At 45.4% G+C, this 14779-nt stretch carries 21 protein-coding genes; 20 read left to right on the forward strand and 1 reads right to left on the reverse strand.

All coding sequences use genetic code 11. The annotated features are described in order from the left end of the window. Positions 1-2: 2 nt before the first annotated feature. The 12 genes from Q502_RS03190 (at position 3) to Q502_RS03245 (ending at position 8232) form a co-directional block, all read left to right on the forward strand. Entirely contained in the window at positions 3-662 is a 660-nt protein-coding gene (locus tag Q502_RS03190) for an adenylate kinase (RefSeq protein ID WP_099828924.1), read from the forward strand. Then, a complete protein-coding gene (gene map / locus Q502_RS03195) occupies positions 655-1407 on the forward strand; it encodes a type I methionyl aminopeptidase (RefSeq protein WP_099828925.1) in 753 nt (250 codons plus the stop codon). Before Q502_RS03190 ends, map begins: the two co-directional genes overlap by 8 nt. A gap of 12 nt (positions 1408-1419) precedes the next feature. Beyond that, positions 1420-1665, forward strand: coding sequence for a translation initiation factor IF-1 (infA, locus tag Q502_RS03200; RefSeq protein WP_099828926.1), 246 nt, complete (start codon positions 1420-1422; stop codon positions 1663-1665). Then, the gene (rpmJ, locus tag Q502_RS03205; protein WP_099828927.1) at positions 1662-1778 is read left to right on the forward strand and encodes a 50S ribosomal protein L36; all 117 of its coding nucleotides are present in this window, start codon (positions 1662-1664) and stop codon (positions 1776-1778) included. Before infA ends, rpmJ begins: the two co-directional genes overlap by 4 nt. Positions 1779-1790: 12 nt before the next feature. Further along, positions 1791-2159 carry a 30S ribosomal protein S13 gene (rpsM, locus tag Q502_RS03210; protein ID WP_099828928.1) on the forward strand — a complete coding sequence of 123 codons (369 nt, stop codon included), beginning with the start codon at positions 1791-1793 and terminating at the stop codon, positions 2157-2159. A gap of 18 nt (positions 2160-2177) precedes the next feature. Then, positions 2178-2564, forward strand: coding sequence for a 30S ribosomal protein S11 (gene rpsK, locus Q502_RS03215; RefSeq protein WP_099828929.1), 387 nt, complete (start codon positions 2178-2180; stop codon positions 2562-2564). Between the two features lie 16 nt (positions 2565-2580). Further along, positions 2581-3207: a 30S ribosomal protein S4 gene (gene rpsD / locus Q502_RS03220; protein WP_099828930.1), complete on the forward strand. Its 627-nt coding sequence runs from the start codon at positions 2581-2583 to the stop codon at positions 3205-3207. Between the two features lie 54 nt (positions 3208-3261). Next, the gene (locus tag Q502_RS03225; protein WP_180977908.1) at positions 3262-4281 is read left to right on the forward strand and encodes a DNA-directed RNA polymerase subunit alpha; all 1020 of its coding nucleotides are present in this window, start codon (positions 3262-3264) and stop codon (positions 4279-4281) included. Between the two features lie 21 nt (positions 4282-4302). Beyond that, on the forward strand, positions 4303-4785 hold the full coding sequence (gene rplQ, locus Q502_RS03230; RefSeq protein ID WP_099828932.1) for a 50S ribosomal protein L17: 483 nt from the start codon (positions 4303-4305) through the stop codon (positions 4783-4785). 38 nt (positions 4786-4823) lie between these two features. Continuing rightward, complete coding sequence (fsa, locus tag Q502_RS03235) at positions 4824-5480, forward strand: fructose-6-phosphate aldolase (protein WP_099828933.1); 657 nt, start codon at positions 4824-4826, stop codon at positions 5478-5480. 231 nt (positions 5481-5711) lie between these two features. Then, positions 5712-7268 carry a transcription termination factor Rho gene (gene rho / locus Q502_RS03240; protein WP_374704101.1) on the forward strand — a complete coding sequence of 519 codons (1557 nt, stop codon included), beginning with the start codon at positions 5712-5714 and terminating at the stop codon, positions 7266-7268. Between the two features lie 13 nt (positions 7269-7281). Further along, positions 7282-8232 (forward strand): ROK family protein, encoded by a 951-nt coding sequence (locus Q502_RS03245; protein WP_099828935.1) that lies wholly within the window; start codon positions 7282-7284, stop codon positions 8230-8232. Here Q502_RS03245 and Q502_RS03250 read toward each other — a convergent pair. Next, the gene (locus Q502_RS03250) at positions 8217-8894 is read right to left on the reverse strand and encodes an endonuclease V (protein ID WP_099828936.1); all 678 of its coding nucleotides are present in this window, start codon (positions 8892-8894) and stop codon (positions 8217-8219) included. The genes Q502_RS03245 and Q502_RS03250 overlap by 16 nt on opposite strands. Positions 8895-9002: 108 nt before the next feature. Between Q502_RS03250 and dnaN the strand changes: the two genes are divergently transcribed. From dnaN to Q502_RS03290, 8 genes are all read left to right on the forward strand, one after another. Beyond that, positions 9003-10106, forward strand: a complete 1104-nt coding sequence (dnaN, locus tag Q502_RS03255; protein WP_099828937.1) for a DNA polymerase III subunit beta — start codon at positions 9003-9005, stop codon at positions 10104-10106. Further along, positions 10103-10570, forward strand: a complete 468-nt coding sequence (locus tag Q502_RS03260) for a 2-C-methyl-D-erythritol 2,4-cyclodiphosphate synthase (protein WP_099828938.1) — start codon at positions 10103-10105, stop codon at positions 10568-10570. Before dnaN ends, Q502_RS03260 begins: the two co-directional genes overlap by 4 nt. A 3-nt stretch (positions 10571-10573) precedes the next feature. After that, positions 10574-11773 (forward strand): type II secretion system F family protein, encoded by a 1200-nt coding sequence (locus tag Q502_RS03265; protein WP_099828939.1) that lies wholly within the window; start codon positions 10574-10576, stop codon positions 11771-11773. Continuing rightward, positions 11770-12150 carry a hypothetical protein gene (locus tag Q502_RS03270; protein WP_099828940.1) on the forward strand — a complete coding sequence of 127 codons (381 nt, stop codon included), beginning with the start codon at positions 11770-11772 and terminating at the stop codon, positions 12148-12150. Before Q502_RS03265 ends, Q502_RS03270 begins: the two co-directional genes overlap by 4 nt. A 15-nt stretch (positions 12151-12165) precedes the next feature. Next, positions 12166-13203: a hypothetical protein gene (locus Q502_RS03275; RefSeq protein WP_099828941.1), complete on the forward strand. Its 1038-nt coding sequence runs from the start codon at positions 12166-12168 to the stop codon at positions 13201-13203. Positions 13204-13303: 100 nt separating this feature from the next. After that, the gene (locus Q502_RS03280) at positions 13304-13726 is read left to right on the forward strand and encodes a hypothetical protein (RefSeq protein WP_243392222.1); all 423 of its coding nucleotides are present in this window, start codon (positions 13304-13306) and stop codon (positions 13724-13726) included. Further along, positions 13719-14315 (forward strand): hypothetical protein, encoded by a 597-nt coding sequence (locus Q502_RS03285; RefSeq protein WP_099828943.1) that lies wholly within the window; start codon positions 13719-13721, stop codon positions 14313-14315. The genes Q502_RS03280 and Q502_RS03285 overlap by 8 nt, the downstream gene beginning before the upstream one ends. 14 nt (positions 14316-14329) lie before the next feature. Beyond that, positions 14330-14770 (forward strand): alpha/beta hydrolase, encoded by a 441-nt coding sequence (locus Q502_RS03290; protein ID WP_099828944.1) that lies wholly within the window; start codon positions 14330-14332, stop codon positions 14768-14770. The last annotated feature ends 9 nt before the right edge of the window (positions 14771-14779 follow it).

Here is a 14779-nt window from a genome sequence, read left to right on the forward strand (position 1 = left end):
GTATGAATGTGATTCTCATGGGTCCTCCTGGCGCAGGAAAGGGGACGCAGGCAAAGAGATTAGCCCAGAAATTCGATATTCCGCACATATCCACTGGCGATATGTTGAGGGAAGCCGTGGCTGCTGGCACTGACCTCGGACTTAAGGTCAAAGAGATAATGGACAGAGGGCTTCTCGTCCCCGATAACCTGATGATCGACCTGGTTAGGGAGAGGTTGTCAAGAGAGGACGCAAAGTACGGATTCATACTTGATGGCTTTCCAAGAACTGTCGAACAGGCAATAGCTCTTGACGAAATGCTTATGTTGCTCGAGAAGAAGATCGATGTTTCACTCCTAGTAAATGCGACTGAAGAGGAAGTTGTGAACCGGATTTCAAGCAGGAGAGTTTGTTCCGAATGTGGTAAGGTTTACAATCTCCTGACGCTGAAGCCAAGAAATGAAGGTCGATGTGACATTGACGGCAGTAAGCTGGTTCAGCGTGATGACGACAAACCTGAAACTGTGCGGGCAAGGTATAGAGTTTATTTGGAAAAGACTGAGCCTGTTGTCAACTACTATTCAGAAGAAAAGGGAAACCTAATAGAGGTTGATGGTTCAGGAGAAATCAATAGTGTCACAGCCCAAATCGTTGATCATCTGGAGAAGGCAAAACATGGTTAGGTTGAAATCTCCAGAAGAAATATGTAAAATCGAATTTGCTGCGAAGATCGTTGCGGAGGTGTTGGCAGTCGTAGAAGCTTACGCAGTTGAAGGAGCTTCTGCGAACGATATGGAAAGAGCAGCTGAAGATGTGATCAATAGAAGAGGTGGCATCCCCGCATTCAAGGGCTATAATGGATACCCTTATACTCTCTGTGTATCAGTGAATGAAGAAGTTATTCACGGGTTTCCCTTGAAAGCGAAAGTCTTCTCTGAGGGCGATATCGTCTCTGTCGATTGTGGAGTAGTCAAAGATGGCTTCATCGGAGACGCCGCAAGGTCTTTTGTTGTAGGAAGTTATTTATGCGAGAAAGACAGGTTACTCATGGAGCGGACGGAAGAGGCGCTCTGCAAGGGTATTGAAGTGGCCGTTGCCGGCAATAGGCTCGGTGACATAGGCTTCGCTGTTCAGAGCTGCGTGGAAAGCGCAGGTTTTTCTGTGATAAGAGACTATGTAGGCCACGGAGTGGGCGTAAGTCTTCATGAGGATCCTCAGGTGCCCAATTATGGAAGACAGGGAAGCGGAATGCTATTGAGAACAGGTATGACCCTTGCGATCGAACCCATGGTTGCGAGCGGACACTACAGTTTAGAGACCCTGGAAGACGGATGGACCGTAGTTACTGAGGACAGGTCGCGTGCAGCTCATTTTGAGCATGACATAGCGATTATGGAAGACGGTCCAAAAATCCTTTCCAGACTGTGAGGAGGATCACTGGTGTCGGACAAGAGCGATATTATAAAGATGGATGGAATAGTTGTGGAATCGATGCCCAACGCGACCTTCAAGGTCGAACTGGAAAACGGCCACTCTGTTCTTGCTCACATCTCTGGGAAAATGCGCAAGAACTTCATCAGGTTGATCCCCGGCGATAAGGTCGTAGTAGAGGTTTCAATATATGACCTGACCAAAGGAAGAATTGTTTATCGAAAAAGGATAGACAAAGGAGGAGAAACGAATTGAAAGTCCGCGCTTCGGTAAAGAAGAGATGTGAACACTGCAAGGTTATTAGACGTAATGGAAGAATAAGAGTTGTATGCGAGAAAAATCCAAAGCACAACCAGCGTCAGGGTTGAGGAGGGATATAGATGGCACGTATCCTTGGTGTTGAGCTTCCGAATAATAAGAAGACGTTCGTTGCCCTGACCTATATCTACGGTATAGGGTACACAAGAGCAAACGAGATTCTTACTGGAACTGAGATCAACGGTGACAAAAGAGCAAAGGACCTGACAGACGAGGAAGTAAGTAGAATTGCGAAATTCATCAACGAGCACTACAAAGTTGAGGGTGAGCTAAGGACCGAAGTTGACAGGTCAATCAAGCGACTAATCGAGATTGGAAGTTATAGAGGTTACAGGCACAGAAACGGACTTCCTGTTCGCGGTCAAAAGACACATTCCAACGGAAGAACAAGGAAGGGTTCTAGAGCCAGTAAGATTCGGAAGAAGAGCTAAGACGGGAGGTAAAAGCGAATGGCAAAGAGACCAGCAGCCAAGAAGAGAAAAAAGCTAACTACTGATAGAGGGGTAATACATATAAAGTCCTCTTTCAACAACACAATAATCACCCTGACGGATCCCGAGGGTAATACCCTTATGTGGACTTCAGGCGGAACTGCCGGATACTCCGGTTCGAAAAAATCCACACCATATGCTGCCCAACTTGGCGCAGACAGGATAGCCAAAGAAGCTATTAAGTTGGGAATCACAAGAGTAGGAATAGAAGTTAAAGGCCCAGGTTCGGGACGAGAAGCTGCAATCAGAACTATTCAAGCGGCAGGTCTCACTGTTGAGACGCTTAAGGATATCACGCCACTGCCTCATAACGGTTGCAGGCCAAGAAGAAGAAGAAGAGTCTGATTTAGGAGGGAGTTGAATGGCCAGATATACAGGACCAGTGTGTAAGCTTTGTCGTCGCGAAGGGTTCAAGCTTTATCTAAAAGGTGAAAGGTGTTTTTCACCAAGATGTGCTCAAGTCAAGAGACCTGTAGCACCTGGACAGCACGGAGCCTCGACAAGAAAGCTTACTCAATACGGAATGCAATTAAGATCGAAACAGGTAGTCAAGAGGATTTATGGAGTCCTTGAGAGACAGTTCAGAAGATATTTCGAAGCGGCTTTGAGAAAGAGTGAAGAGACAGGAAGCGCTCTGGTTAAGATCCTTGAATCAAGACTAGATAACATGGTCTTCAGGATGGGATTTGCATCCAGCAGGAGACAGGCAAGACAGCTGGTTAACCATGGACATGTCCTAGTCAATGGTAGAAGGGTCAATAAACCCTCCTTTAACCTTAGAGTCGGTGATATCGTGGAGATCAGAGAGAAGAGCAGAGCGGTCGTACCGATCAAAGAAGCGGTAGAAGCATCGAAAGAAAGAACAGCCTATCCGTGGGTTGAGGTAGATTACGAGACATTCAGAGGGACCTACCTGAGATACCCTGTAACCGAAGAAGTAGAGATTCCAGTTGATCTGCAGTCGATTATCGAGCTCTACTCCAAGTAAATCCGATTCTTACCTTCTTGGAAGGAGGTGTGTGCCCGAATTCTGGGCGAAATAATGTTGACATCAATAATGCCCAAGAACTTGCGAATTGAAGAAGAACGAGAGGATCAGAACAGCTATTTCACAAGGTTCATCCTTTCTCCAATGGAAAGAGGATACGCCACTACTATTGGGAACTCGCTAAGGAGGGTTCTACTCTCATCGATACCTAGTATGGCGATCACAAAGCTTAAAATACCTGGGAAGTATCACGAATACGATGTTATCGACGGAGTTAAAGAGGACATCCTTGAAATCATCCTCAATTTCAAGAAAGTCCAGCTGAAACCTGCTCTAGAGTTCTCTGACGCAGTAAAACTAACTCTTGAAAAGGTAGGACCTGGGGTTATCACTGCAGGGGATATAAAGACTCCCACCGGTGTTGAAGTGGTAAACCCATCGCAATATGTGGCTACTCTCAACACGGATTCGGTTGTCTATATTGAGCTTTTCGCAGAGATAGGAAGAGGATTTGTCCCTGTTTCAGAGATGGAGATCGAGCACGACGTAGAAATGATATACATTGATGGAATCTTTAGTCCGGTATTGAAAGTCAACTTCCAGACAGAGAACGTTCGTGTAGGAAAGAGGACCGACTATGATAAACTCGTTCTCGACGTCTGGACGAAGAAATCGATAACTCCTTCTGATGCTTTGATGAGAGCAACTGATATCCTTATAAGGCATTTTGAGGTTGTTTCAAGCGGGCTTGGTCAACCGACCCAAGGACTAACCGGATCAACCATCGAGCCAGAGGAAGAAGAGACAATCACCGAAGAGAGTGAGATGAGTTCAGAAGTTTCTCAGGCGGATGAACAAGACTCAAACTCCGTCGCTGCGAAGAAGGTCGAAGAACTTGATCTTTCAGTGAGATCTCTTAACTGCCTTAAACGAGATAAGATAAACAGAATTGGCGATCTTCTTGACAAGAGTGAGGCCGATCTTCTGAAGATCAGAAATTTCGGTGAGAAGTCAATGCTTGAAGTCGTTAAGAAACTGAGAGAAAAGTTCAACATCGTGCTCAAGAAAGAATGATTGTGAGGAGGCCTATAAGAGATGCGTCATAGAGTTAGTGGAAGCAAACTGAATATGCCCCATAGCCAGAGAGTTGCTCTGATGCGAAACCTGGCTAGGGAGCTGTTTGAACACGGGACAATAGTAACGACGGTAACTAGGGCTAAAGAGGTAAGGCCGTTCGTAGAAAGCATAATTACAAAAGCAAAGAAGGCTACAATACTGTCGGCGGAAATCGCCGCTAAGGATTCCGAGAGTAGCGAATCGCAGGAGCTCAAGTCTAGAAATCTTGCTTTGCGCCGCGAAATCAACAGAAATTTCAATGACAGGAAGCTAGTTAAGAAGATATGTGATGAGATAGCTGTCAAGTATCTCGAAAGGAACGGCGGATACACAAGGATTGTGAAACTGGGTATGCGAAGAGGAGACGCTAGTGAGATGGCCGTCCTCCAACTCATTGACAACGAAGAAAGACAGGAAAAGAAGCCCGAGAAGAAGACTGAAAAGAAACAGGACAAAAAATGATGGCTACCGAAAGGTAGCCATTCTTCGGAGGTACGAAAGTGAAGATATTCCTTGATACAGCTAACATTGACGAGATTCGAGAGGGTATGAAGCTTGGACTGGTTGATGGAGTCACGACTAATCCAACGCTTGTCTCCAGAGAAAGCGTGAAGTTCGAACAACGTGTTGTGGAAATCTGCGAAACCGTTAGGGGTCCTGTGTCAGCCGAGGTTACGGCAACGGATTTTGAGAATATGGTATCACAAGCGCGAGAGTTGGCTTCTCTTAGCGAGTATGTTGTTGTTAAAATCCCAATGACAAAAGACGGGATGCGAGCAGTGAAAACCCTTAGTGGTGAAGGGATTAGGACAAATGTAACGCTTATATTCAATTCGCTTCAGGCTACTCTAGCTGCGAAGGCAGGTGCTACATACGTAAGCCCATTTGTTGGAAGGCTGGACGATATTGCTAGTAAAGGGATGGGAATAGTTGAGGAGATCGTTGACATTTTTGCGAACTATGGCTATTGTACTGAGATCATCGTTGCAAGCGTGAGGCATCCTATGCATGTACTAGAGGCCGCTTTGATGGGTGCGGATATTGTGACAATACCCTTTGATGTGCTTCTCAGACTATTCAATCATCCGCTTACAGATATTGGGATAGAGAGGTTCACCGAAGACTGGAAGCGCTATGAGAAACAACAAGGTCAATAAGCTTTGAATTTTGCTTCGTAAGTGGTATATTATTCCTGAAAGAATTGGTACCTCGCCGGAGACAGGTCTCCTATGCTTTCTTACAAGTACGATTAGCTTCATAATCTTATCAATTTCAAGAACACGGAAGGAGGGTAGGTACATTCTTCCAGTGGTTGATAGAATGTACCGTCAAATTTGAGCCCAAGAAAAAAGAAAACAGAAGAAACACCTGGTGAACTTGAGGAAAAAGTGGTTGCTGAAAAAAAGGCAACAAGAAAGAGAACGATTAGAAAGAAGACTGAATCGAAAAAAACCGAAGAGAGTCATGAGCCCGTGAAGACCGCTTCTAGAAAGATTGCTGAGGAAAAAGATGGAGTTGAAATTCTACGTAAAGAAGACCCCAATGACTCAAAAGCAGAGAATTCAGTGACCAAGGAGACTGGAAAGGAAAGCATCCCGAGCGATGTCAAAGAGATCCCAAGGAAGGAAAGAGAAAAGGACAAAGATAAAGACAAAGACAAGGATAACATCAGGGAAGTAGAAATCGATATTTCCCAGCTTCAGGCTATGCCTATCAGGGAGGTATATAAACTTGCCAGAAAGTATGACGTACAAGGCTATACGCAGATGGCAAAGAAGGATTTGATCTTCGCTGTTCTAAAGGCTCAAACCGAATCCTACGGCTACTTCTTTGATCAAGGAGTTCTGGAGATAACTGATGGAGGATATGGCTTCTTAAGAACTCTGGACAATAATCTCCTGCCGAGTTCCAACGATATTTACGTTAGTCAGTCACAGATAAGGAGATTCAACCTTACCAGCGGGGATACAGTTGCAGGTCAGGTCAGGCCGCCAAAGGAGGGGGAGAAGTACTTCGCTCTTCTGAGGATTGAAGCCATTAACCACAAAGCAATCAACTTCGCTGCTGAACGAATAACCTTTCAGAATCTTACTCCTATCCATCCCGAAGACATGCTTATTACGGAAACAGATCCCCATATAATGAGTACAAGAATGGTTGACCTTTTCTCACCAATAGGAAAAGGACAGAGAGGGCTAATTGTCTCGCCTCCTAAGGCGGGTAAGACGATACTTCTGAAGGAACTGGCGAATGGCATTGCTGAAAATCATCCCGATACGGTTAGGATTATCTTACTTATTGATGAGAGACCTGAAGAAGTCACCGATCTCAGAAGAAGCACAAATGCACACGTGATTGCGGCTCCGTTTGACATGCATCCAGAGAAGCAGATACGAGTCGCTGAGATGACAATCGAGATGGCCAAGAGATTAGTGGAATTCAATTACGATGTTGTTATCCTCCTTGACAGTATAACCAGGCTTGCAAGGGCTTACAATTTGTATGTTCCGCCTAGCGGAAAACTACTTTCCGGTGGCGTGGATCCTTCTGCCTTGTACAAACCCAAGTACTTCTTCGGAGCAGCCCGTAACATTGAAGAGGGTGGAAGCCTTACGATAATCGCTACTGCTCTTGTCGAAACCGGGAGCAAGATGGATGAGGTCATATTTGAGGAATTCAAAGGTACTGGAAACATGGAATTGATCCTGTCGAGGCAGCTTGCCAATAAGAGAATGTTTCCTTCGATCAACCTAACCCTCTCAGGAACAAGGAGAGAAGAGCTTCTTCTTCCTTCCGATATTCTTAGGAAGGTTTGGGTTCTTAGGAGAATGCTTTCATCAATGTCAGAGGAAGAGGGCCTGAGACTAATCATGGAAAAACTACGTGGAACCGCCACAAATGAGGAGTTCTTGGACTTGATAGAGATGGAGAAAAAGTCGTATTAGACTGGAGATGCAAATGGCTAAGTACGTTATAGGTATTGATCTTGGCGGTACCGAAACAAAGATTGCAATAGTTGAAGAAGACGGCCGGATTATTGAGAAAAAGATGATTCCCACTAGAGTCTTCGATGGTAGGATCACCGTTGTTACAAGAATTGGGGAAGCGATAAAGGAGCTTCTTCTCGAATCAACTGTTAGTTCCTCCGAAATACTTGGTATTGGGGTCGGTTCGCCCGGCTCGATAGATCATGACACAGGTACCGTGCTATTCTCGCCGAATCTCCCCGATTGGTCAGGATTCGGACTTGCATCGATGCTGGAAAAGATAACCGGAGTCCAGACGTTCGTGGAGAATGATGCAAACTCATTTATTCTTGGAGAATGGGCCTTTGGGGAGTTCAAAGGAAGCCAGCACATGATAGGACTTACCCTTGGCACGGGGGTTGGAGGAGGCGTGATTACCCATGGAATACTGATGACGGGTAGCAGCGGTTATGGTGGAGAGCTCGGACATACAATTGTGGAACCCGAGGGTCCTCTATGTGGATGTGGTTCTCATGGATGTTTGGAGTCTCTTGCATCTGCCACCGCCATTGTCAAAATGGCCAGAGAGTATTCAAAGCGGTTTCCCAAATCCTCAATGTTTTCCGCACCGGAAATAACTGCCAAGGTCGTTTTCGATTCAGCGCGAGGGGGAGACCTAGCAGCCACAATGATAGTGGAGAGAGTGACAAAGGCTATGGCAATCGCAATTGGCAATTTCATCCATGTCTTCAATCCTGAGCATATCGTTATCGGGGGCGGGATAAGTAAAGCGGGAGATCTGCTTATTGACGGTATTCTGAGAAAGATGCCTGCTTTTGTCATGCCTTCATTCATTGGAACTTATAGTATTACACTCAGCAGGCTGGTAGAAAACGCGGGTATAACCGGCGCGGCATCGATAGTTTTCTACAGGCTAAGTTGATCCTTAAGCTTCTGCGTCATTATGTGAGCCTGTCTGGTTGGTTCGGGAATTCTGTACTTGTCGGTAGTCTTCAAAACCATTTCAACAGAGAGTTCCGGAGTTATCCGATTGCCTGGAGAGACATATACCGGTTTCACTCCTTGTCTAGTACATAACGCGTACCCTAGCAGCCTACCATCCGGGGCGGTTATTGGGCTTTTCTTTCCCTTGTCCACAGGGGTGCTATGTAGCCGCCCGAAAAGAAGTCTCTTGGCTACTCCTATGGTTGGTGTTTCTAGGAAGAGACCAATATGGGAGGCTATACCAATCCCCCTTGGGTGGGCGATTCCATGGCCGTCGAAGAAAAGCAAATCGACTTCAGAAGATTTTGATAGAGCGTTGAGAATTGTGGGGCCTTCTCTGAAGGAAAGAAGTCCGGGAATGTAAGGTGTATCAACCTTTCCGATTGCATGGAAGCAATCGACAACTTGTAAAGTGCTGAATTCCATTACTACTACAACTGCTAGGGCAGTAGCTCTTGATGGAAAAGAGACATCTACTCCGGCTATCAGGCGTGGTTTCGCGATCCGAGTGTGCAAGACGAGCTGATTGGCGAGCTTGTTTTGCAAAGCTATCGCTTGATTTGGTTCCATGCTCCACGAATGAATATGTCTTATGTTCAACGCTCTCGCTCTCCAGTGGATAACAATCTGCCATTGCTGCTTATCATAATGATTATGCCACATAGATGTTATAATCTATGAAAAGCTCATCAAGTGTGGAGGTGTATGATGAAATTCGTCGTAGCTCGTTCCGAAATCCTCACTAGATTGGAGTCGGTTTCCGGTGCAGTAGCGTCAAAGAGCGTAAAACCGATTCTTTCAGGCATATATTTCTCGATGAAGGATGAGTCAACCATCAAGCTTGTGGCAACTGATCTCGAAACAGCTATTACCACCGAGCTGAAGCCCAAGTACATTGATGGAAGTTGTGATTTCGTTATCGATGCCCGTCTGGTTCTAGAGATAGTAAGGAATCTCCCGGAAGGAGAAGTAATATTTGAGACCGAAGAGACTAATGTGGTTATTCGTTTGGGAAGTGCCCGATTCACTCTTCCTACTATGGATCCAGGGGATTTTCCTGATATAGAGGCTGCAGCGGGGGGGCTTGACTTCACTGTATCGGTCTCATCGGTTGAGTTGATGATAGACAGGGTGATATTTTGCGCTGCCAGAGATGAGTTCATGAGAAATCTGAACAGTGTATACTGGGAATTCGACGATGGTTATGTTCGCCTAGTTGCCGCAGATGGGTTCAGGATGGCCCTCTCTGAAGAGAGGATAGACCTCAGTATCGAAGATCATTTTTTGCTGACGTTGAAGAGCATGAGAGATCTTCAGAATAGTCTGAAGGCTGCGATGTCCGACGTCATGAGAGTAGTTTACGACGGTTCTCGTGTCCAGTTTTTCTTTGACGGTACCGAAATAGTTACCAAAGTCGTCGATGCGGAGTTTCCAGACTACAAGAAAGTTCTCCCAAAGTCATTTAAAGCTAGGGTTGTTCTTCCCGCAGTTACTTTTTCCGATGCGGTTAGAAGAGCTTCAATCGCTGCAAGACTGGGATCTGATTCCGTTAAGTTTGAGATAAACGATGAGGAGTTCAAGATAATTGCTCGTAGTCCAGATCACGGAGAATCGATCGAGGTTATTAAGACGAGCAAAGAGGGTGACAACATAATTATCGCTTTCAACCCTAGATTTCTGTCAGAGGCAGTGAAGAAGGTTGATTCCGAAATGGTAGAACTGAATTTCGTAGATTCGAATAGTCCCCTTCAGATGAATCCTGTGGATATTCAGGGGTATACCTATATTATTATGCCTATTAGGCTGATATGAACACAAGGGTTGGAATAGGTCATGACGTTCATCCTATTGTCGCCGGAAGCAAAGGTTTGTTTCTGGGTGGCTTGAAAGTATCTGATTCACTGTACCTTTCCGGTCACTCAGATGGTGACGTTTTGAGTCATGCGATAGTAGATGCGATTCTTGGGGCTTGCTCTCTTGGAAACATCGGCCTCAGGTATCCGGAAAACAGCTCTAACAAAGATCGCAGGAGTATTGAGTTTCTCAAGGAAACGGCAGACTTGATCAAAGGCAGCTGGGAAGTGACCAACGTTGATTCTGTGGTCGTTATCGAAGAAATAAGGCTGGCCGGTTTTGTCCAGTCAATGATAGACAATGTTGCCAGTGCTCTTGGGATAGAGAGCGAGCTAGTGAACATCAAACCGAAATCGGGGAACGGCAGCAGTCCCGGTTTTGCTAAGGCCTACGCAGTCTGTCTCTTAAGGAGGGTGGAGTGAAAGATGCCCGATTTCCGCTATGAAGTCATCAACACCAAGGGAAAATCAGAAAAAGGCAAGCTTGCTGCGAACTCCAAACTAGAGGCGCTTCAGATCCTTTCAAGCAGAGGGTATATCGTAAGTTCAATCAAGCAGTCCGCTTCACATGCTTCCACAAGAGCTTCAATGTTCCCTGCCTCGCAAAAGGAAGTCAGCATCTTCTCAAGGCAATTGGCAACCATGGTTTCCTCAGGTGTGAGAATAAGAGACGCTCTTCAGGTTCTTTCAACTCAGGTTTTCTTTTCAAGAAGATTCAGAAAGATTGTGACTCGGGTGGTCCTGGATATAGAAGGTGGAATGAGCTTCAGCGAGTCTCTCGAAAAGACGGGTGTATTCGAGCCCCTCTTCACCAATCTGGTTAAGGCCGGAGAAGCGGGTGGAGTGCTAGACGAGTCACTAGAACGGGTTGCCGACTTCTACGAAGGGATGGTCGAGCTGCAGAATCAAGTGAAGTCAGCTATGTCATACCCTCTCTTCATGATGGTCTTTGCAGTTGGAATAGTTGGGATGATCTCGTTCTTCATTTTGCCGAACCTGATCGGCGCTTTTGGTGGAAACTTTCAGCCAGAAGGAGCGATGGCAATTCTCCTGAGTATGAACAGCATTCTTGAGAATCACTGGCCTCTGTTGCTTGTCATGCTTGTCGGATTGTTGATCGGAGGCTACTTTTTCTTCAAGAGCAGATATGGAAACGTTGTCAAGGAAAACATTGGTAAGTTGATCCCTCCGATTAGGAATTTGAGAAACATGACGGCAATGGAGAGGTTCACTCGGACGACTGCTGTCCTAGTTGCCAGTGGAGTCGATCTGCCAACCGTTTTGGAACTGGCCGGAGAAGTCTCTCAGAGTCCAAGAGTTGTGAAAGCAGTGGGCAATGCAATAATAGGAATAAAGGGTGGGGAAAGCATCAATGCTGCTTTGGAGCGCCAGAAGGTCTTTCCGCCCATTGTCGTTAGTATGGTTGCTGTTGGTGAAGAGACCGGCAAGCTTGATGAAGTGATGTTAAAAGTTGCGGATTTCTATCATATGCAAGTTCAGAACGCACTCAAGAAACTTGTTTCGCTTGTGGAACCAATAATGATATTATTTATTGGTGGGTTCATTGGTTTCCTGGCAATAACGATATACGGTGCAGTCTTTGCTATGGAGCAAAGTATTGGATGAGTTTGACCGAGTTGTTGTGCTGTCTGGTCCTGGTCTCTCTGTGTATCAGCGGCGTCGTACTGGTTTCGTCTGAAATCATAGTTAAGCTAAAGATTGGCCTCAGCAAAACAGCTTTCGATTCTTTCATTGAAAGCCAACGACTTGAGGCAATTGTTCGTTCAAGACCAGTCGAGCTCTTCTATGATTTCAGAACTAGAAGGTTGTCTTCGACAACGGGTGATATTTTTGAGGATTGCTTGTGGGAGAATCCCGAAGGTTTCAGAATAAGATTCAACGGTGATGGGTCTATAGTAATTCTTAACGGTTCGACAACGCTGAATTTTGCTGATGGCAGTGTATTGACTATCCAGCCGGTTACGGGGAAGGTCACTTATTGAGACTTGGGGGTAAATATGTTTCAAAGTATGATTACTGCCGTTAATTCCGATGAGGGTTACACTGAGATCGTAAGAGCAGTGGTCGAGGGTAGGAGCTTAATACCGGTCTTTTCTGTCCTTAGGATCGGTGAGAACTCGCTTGCCGAAGCGGCCAGGGTGTTTGGCGAGAATAATACTCTTCCCGTGGATGAAATATTTGTGACGGCCTTCCACCCAAAGGATGTTGTGTTTCAGCATCTAGAGGTTCCGAGGGTCAAGTCGATGAAGAACCTGCTTAGCGTTGCCAGTTTCAAGGCCGCCTCTCAGTTTTCTTTGCCGCCAGACGAAGTAAACGTTGCCTGTCTCAACTCAATTGCTTCCCTGAAGACGGGGTTGGTTCCTGCCTTTATTATCACCAAGAGGAAGGCTGTTTTTGAATTCGTTGGAAGACTCACGGGCGAGAACTTCCCCGAGCCGAATATAGTAGATGTTAAGCCTTTCTCCATCTTCAAGACCGCTCATACCAGTGTCTTCGAGGGAAACAACATCGTCTTTGTGGTGGATAAGAATTATTCGATTCTCCTTACACTGAGAGGAGAAGAGATTGTTGGGCTGAACTACATAAGCGATGGTTTTGACGAGGTGGCAAGTGGTTTCAGTGAGGACAACTCTCTTTCTCCTAAAACAGATATCCAGAGAGAGTTCCTTGTCGGCTCCAAGGCATATTACGATTCATTGATAGAAGAGGCTTCCGAGAGACTTGAAGGGCTAATCTCCTATCAGCTTAGGATGTATCTTACGAACACTCTGTCGAACTCTCCGAATACTTCTGCGGCCGACGAGTCTCTCTTCACAAGGTTCTTTGTAGTGGGGCCCTCGAGTCTTTCTACAGCCGTTTACTCAAGGGCATTTCAGAGAATTCTTGGAGACGAGACAGAGGTGGTCAGCATGCCTCTTAGGATTAAGGAAACGACTGGGATAACATATACTTCGGTGGGACTACTCATGAGAGGTGGTGAGATACTTGGTCGACGTAAACTTACATTCAAGGAAGAAACGGGTATCAAGGCTTAAGTATTCTCTAATAGTCCTGCTGATAATTGTCGTTCTGATTATGGGGTCTCGTTTTTTTGTGACCCAAGCCTTTGATATAAGATTTAGACAGGTTTCTAGAATGAAAGGCTATCTGTTTGATAATACTGGAACATACCTTACAGGGAATCTGATTGCAGACATTGACATGATGTTCGACAAGAAGCAGGAGTACATTGCAATCCGTAATAGACTTAGTAGACAGGTTAGCGATCTTCGCGCTCATGTAAGCTCGAAGTCGCTAGAGATGGATGTCTTCAGAACAATGGAAGCTTATCTCGAAGACGAGAACGCTCTGAAGACGATTGCTTCGAGAATTTCGTTTGAAAATGGTGTTGGTAACTCCTTCTACTATCTAATATTTGAAGGTGATAATACCTATTTCCCGTCACCGCTTACTACACCAACCCTTCTTGCCAGGCCAAGCGTGAGGGGTAATTTGGACTTCGCAGAGCTTTACTCTCTTCAACTTGTCGACCTTAAGGTGGGTGACTTCGATGAATGAGAGAGACGAGTTTAACATCGAAGAAATTAATGCCTTTGTCGACTCGGGATCTTTTGAGAGCAACGATGGCTTTTTCATTCACAGAGACTATGCAAATAAGCTGAAGAGAAGACTTGGTATTCTTGACAGAAAGGGAATAAACTCGAAGATTGCCTTCTGGTCGTTGATCGCTTTGACAATCGTAGGTTTTTTGTTCCTGGTGGTACTTTACTCCTACAACACTTTCGAGAATACATCTCTGCTGGTCGAAGAGGTGAACGGTCTTGAAAGTGCATACCTTGAGGTTCAGTTGCTCTCAAGAGTCCGAAACGAAGCGATAGGCGCAATGAGTACAAGAAGTTATCTTAAGGAGATAGAGGAGAGGATTCCGATAAGGTCTTCTCAAGGAGAGTACAAAGGAATCATTGTCTCAGGTAGTTCGAGAGATATTCTTGATCTTGTTGAGATGATTGTCAGTGAACCGAGAATTCTTGTTAGAAAGCTTGATCTGAGATCAAACCTTGGATTTCCGATTCTGCCGGAGTCTAATATTCCGTCCAATCTTTTGCTTGAGTTGAGGATGGACATTGCTGTAACAGGGACCTTCTAGACGGAGCTGATTTTATGGAGAAGATCGTTTTGATAATAGTGGTCTCAATTACTCTGTTAGTAACGGGTGGTGTACTCTTGGTATTGCTCTTCGAACCGGTAGAGATTGCTGATGTTGCGGCAAGCAGAATAAGAATTGATCCCGTTGATACTTCTAGGGTGGTGAGCGTCTTCAGTATGGAGAATCATTTCCTCCCACTCTATGCGAGTCCTTCGGAGGTCATAAGTTCAATGCTAGAAGTCGGCGAAGAGGCAGAGAATGTCAGGTATGTTGCCTATTACAGGTTGAACAAGGTTGATTACGCAGTTCTACAGACGGGTGAGACGGAGATAACAGTAAGAGTGGGCGAGCAAGTTGCACCCTCCTATATAGTATATGGAATTACGGAATTTGCTGTTCTGCTAAATGATACTAGTACGAACAGCTTCTTTGTTGTGAAGTATTTCAGGTCATAAACTCGAGGG

This window comes from Mesotoga sp. Brook.08.YT.4.2.5.2., from assembly GCF_003351125.1.
GTDB lineage: Bacteria > Thermotogota > Thermotogae > Petrotogales > Kosmotogaceae > Mesotoga.

What these genes read in the sequence shown, in the direction of transcription:
- Q502_RS03190 (WP_099828924.1), top strand. Translation starts at nt 3, where the DNA reads ATGAATGTGATTCTCATGGGTCCTCCTGGCGCAGGAAAGGGGACGCAG.
- dnaN (WP_099828937.1), top strand. Translation starts at nt 9,003, where the DNA reads ATGAAATTCGTCGTAGCTCGTTCCGAAATCCTCACTAGATTGGAGTCG.
- Q502_RS03290 (WP_099828944.1), top strand. Translation starts at nt 14,330, where the DNA reads ATGGAGAAGATCGTTTTGATAATAGTGGTCTCAATTACTCTGTTAGTA.
- Q502_RS03260 (WP_099828938.1), top strand. Translation starts at nt 10,103, where the DNA reads ATGAACACAAGGGTTGGAATAGGTCATGACGTTCATCCTATTGTCGCC.
- rpsK (WP_099828929.1), top strand. Translation starts at nt 2,178, where the DNA reads ATGGCAAAGAGACCAGCAGCCAAGAAGAGAAAAAAGCTAACTACTGAT.
- Q502_RS03225 (WP_180977908.1), top strand. Translation starts at nt 3,262, where the DNA reads ATGTTGACATCAATAATGCCCAAGAACTTGCGAATTGAAGAAGAACGA.
- rpsM (WP_099828928.1), top strand. Translation starts at nt 1,791, where the DNA reads ATGGCACGTATCCTTGGTGTTGAGCTTCCGAATAATAAGAAGACGTTC.
- Q502_RS03270 (WP_099828940.1), top strand. Translation starts at nt 11,770, where the DNA reads ATGAGTTTGACCGAGTTGTTGTGCTGTCTGGTCCTGGTCTCTCTGTGT.
- Q502_RS03285 (WP_099828943.1), top strand. Translation starts at nt 13,719, where the DNA reads ATGAATGAGAGAGACGAGTTTAACATCGAAGAAATTAATGCCTTTGTC.
- Q502_RS03275 (WP_099828941.1), top strand. Translation starts at nt 12,166, where the DNA reads ATGTTTCAAAGTATGATTACTGCCGTTAATTCCGATGAGGGTTACACT.
- Q502_RS03280 (WP_243392222.1), top strand. Translation starts at nt 13,304, where the DNA reads ATGAAAGGCTATCTGTTTGATAATACTGGAACATACCTTACAGGGAAT.
- Q502_RS03245 (WP_099828935.1), top strand. Translation starts at nt 7,282, where the DNA reads ATGGCTAAGTACGTTATAGGTATTGATCTTGGCGGTACCGAAACAAAG.
- rpsD (WP_099828930.1), top strand. Translation starts at nt 2,581, where the DNA reads ATGGCCAGATATACAGGACCAGTGTGTAAGCTTTGTCGTCGCGAAGGG.
- map (WP_099828925.1), top strand. Translation starts at nt 655, where the DNA reads ATGGTTAGGTTGAAATCTCCAGAAGAAATATGTAAAATCGAATTTGCT.
- rplQ (WP_099828932.1), top strand. Translation starts at nt 4,303, where the DNA reads ATGCGTCATAGAGTTAGTGGAAGCAAACTGAATATGCCCCATAGCCAG.
- Q502_RS03265 (WP_099828939.1), top strand. Translation starts at nt 10,574, where the DNA reads ATGCCCGATTTCCGCTATGAAGTCATCAACACCAAGGGAAAATCAGAA.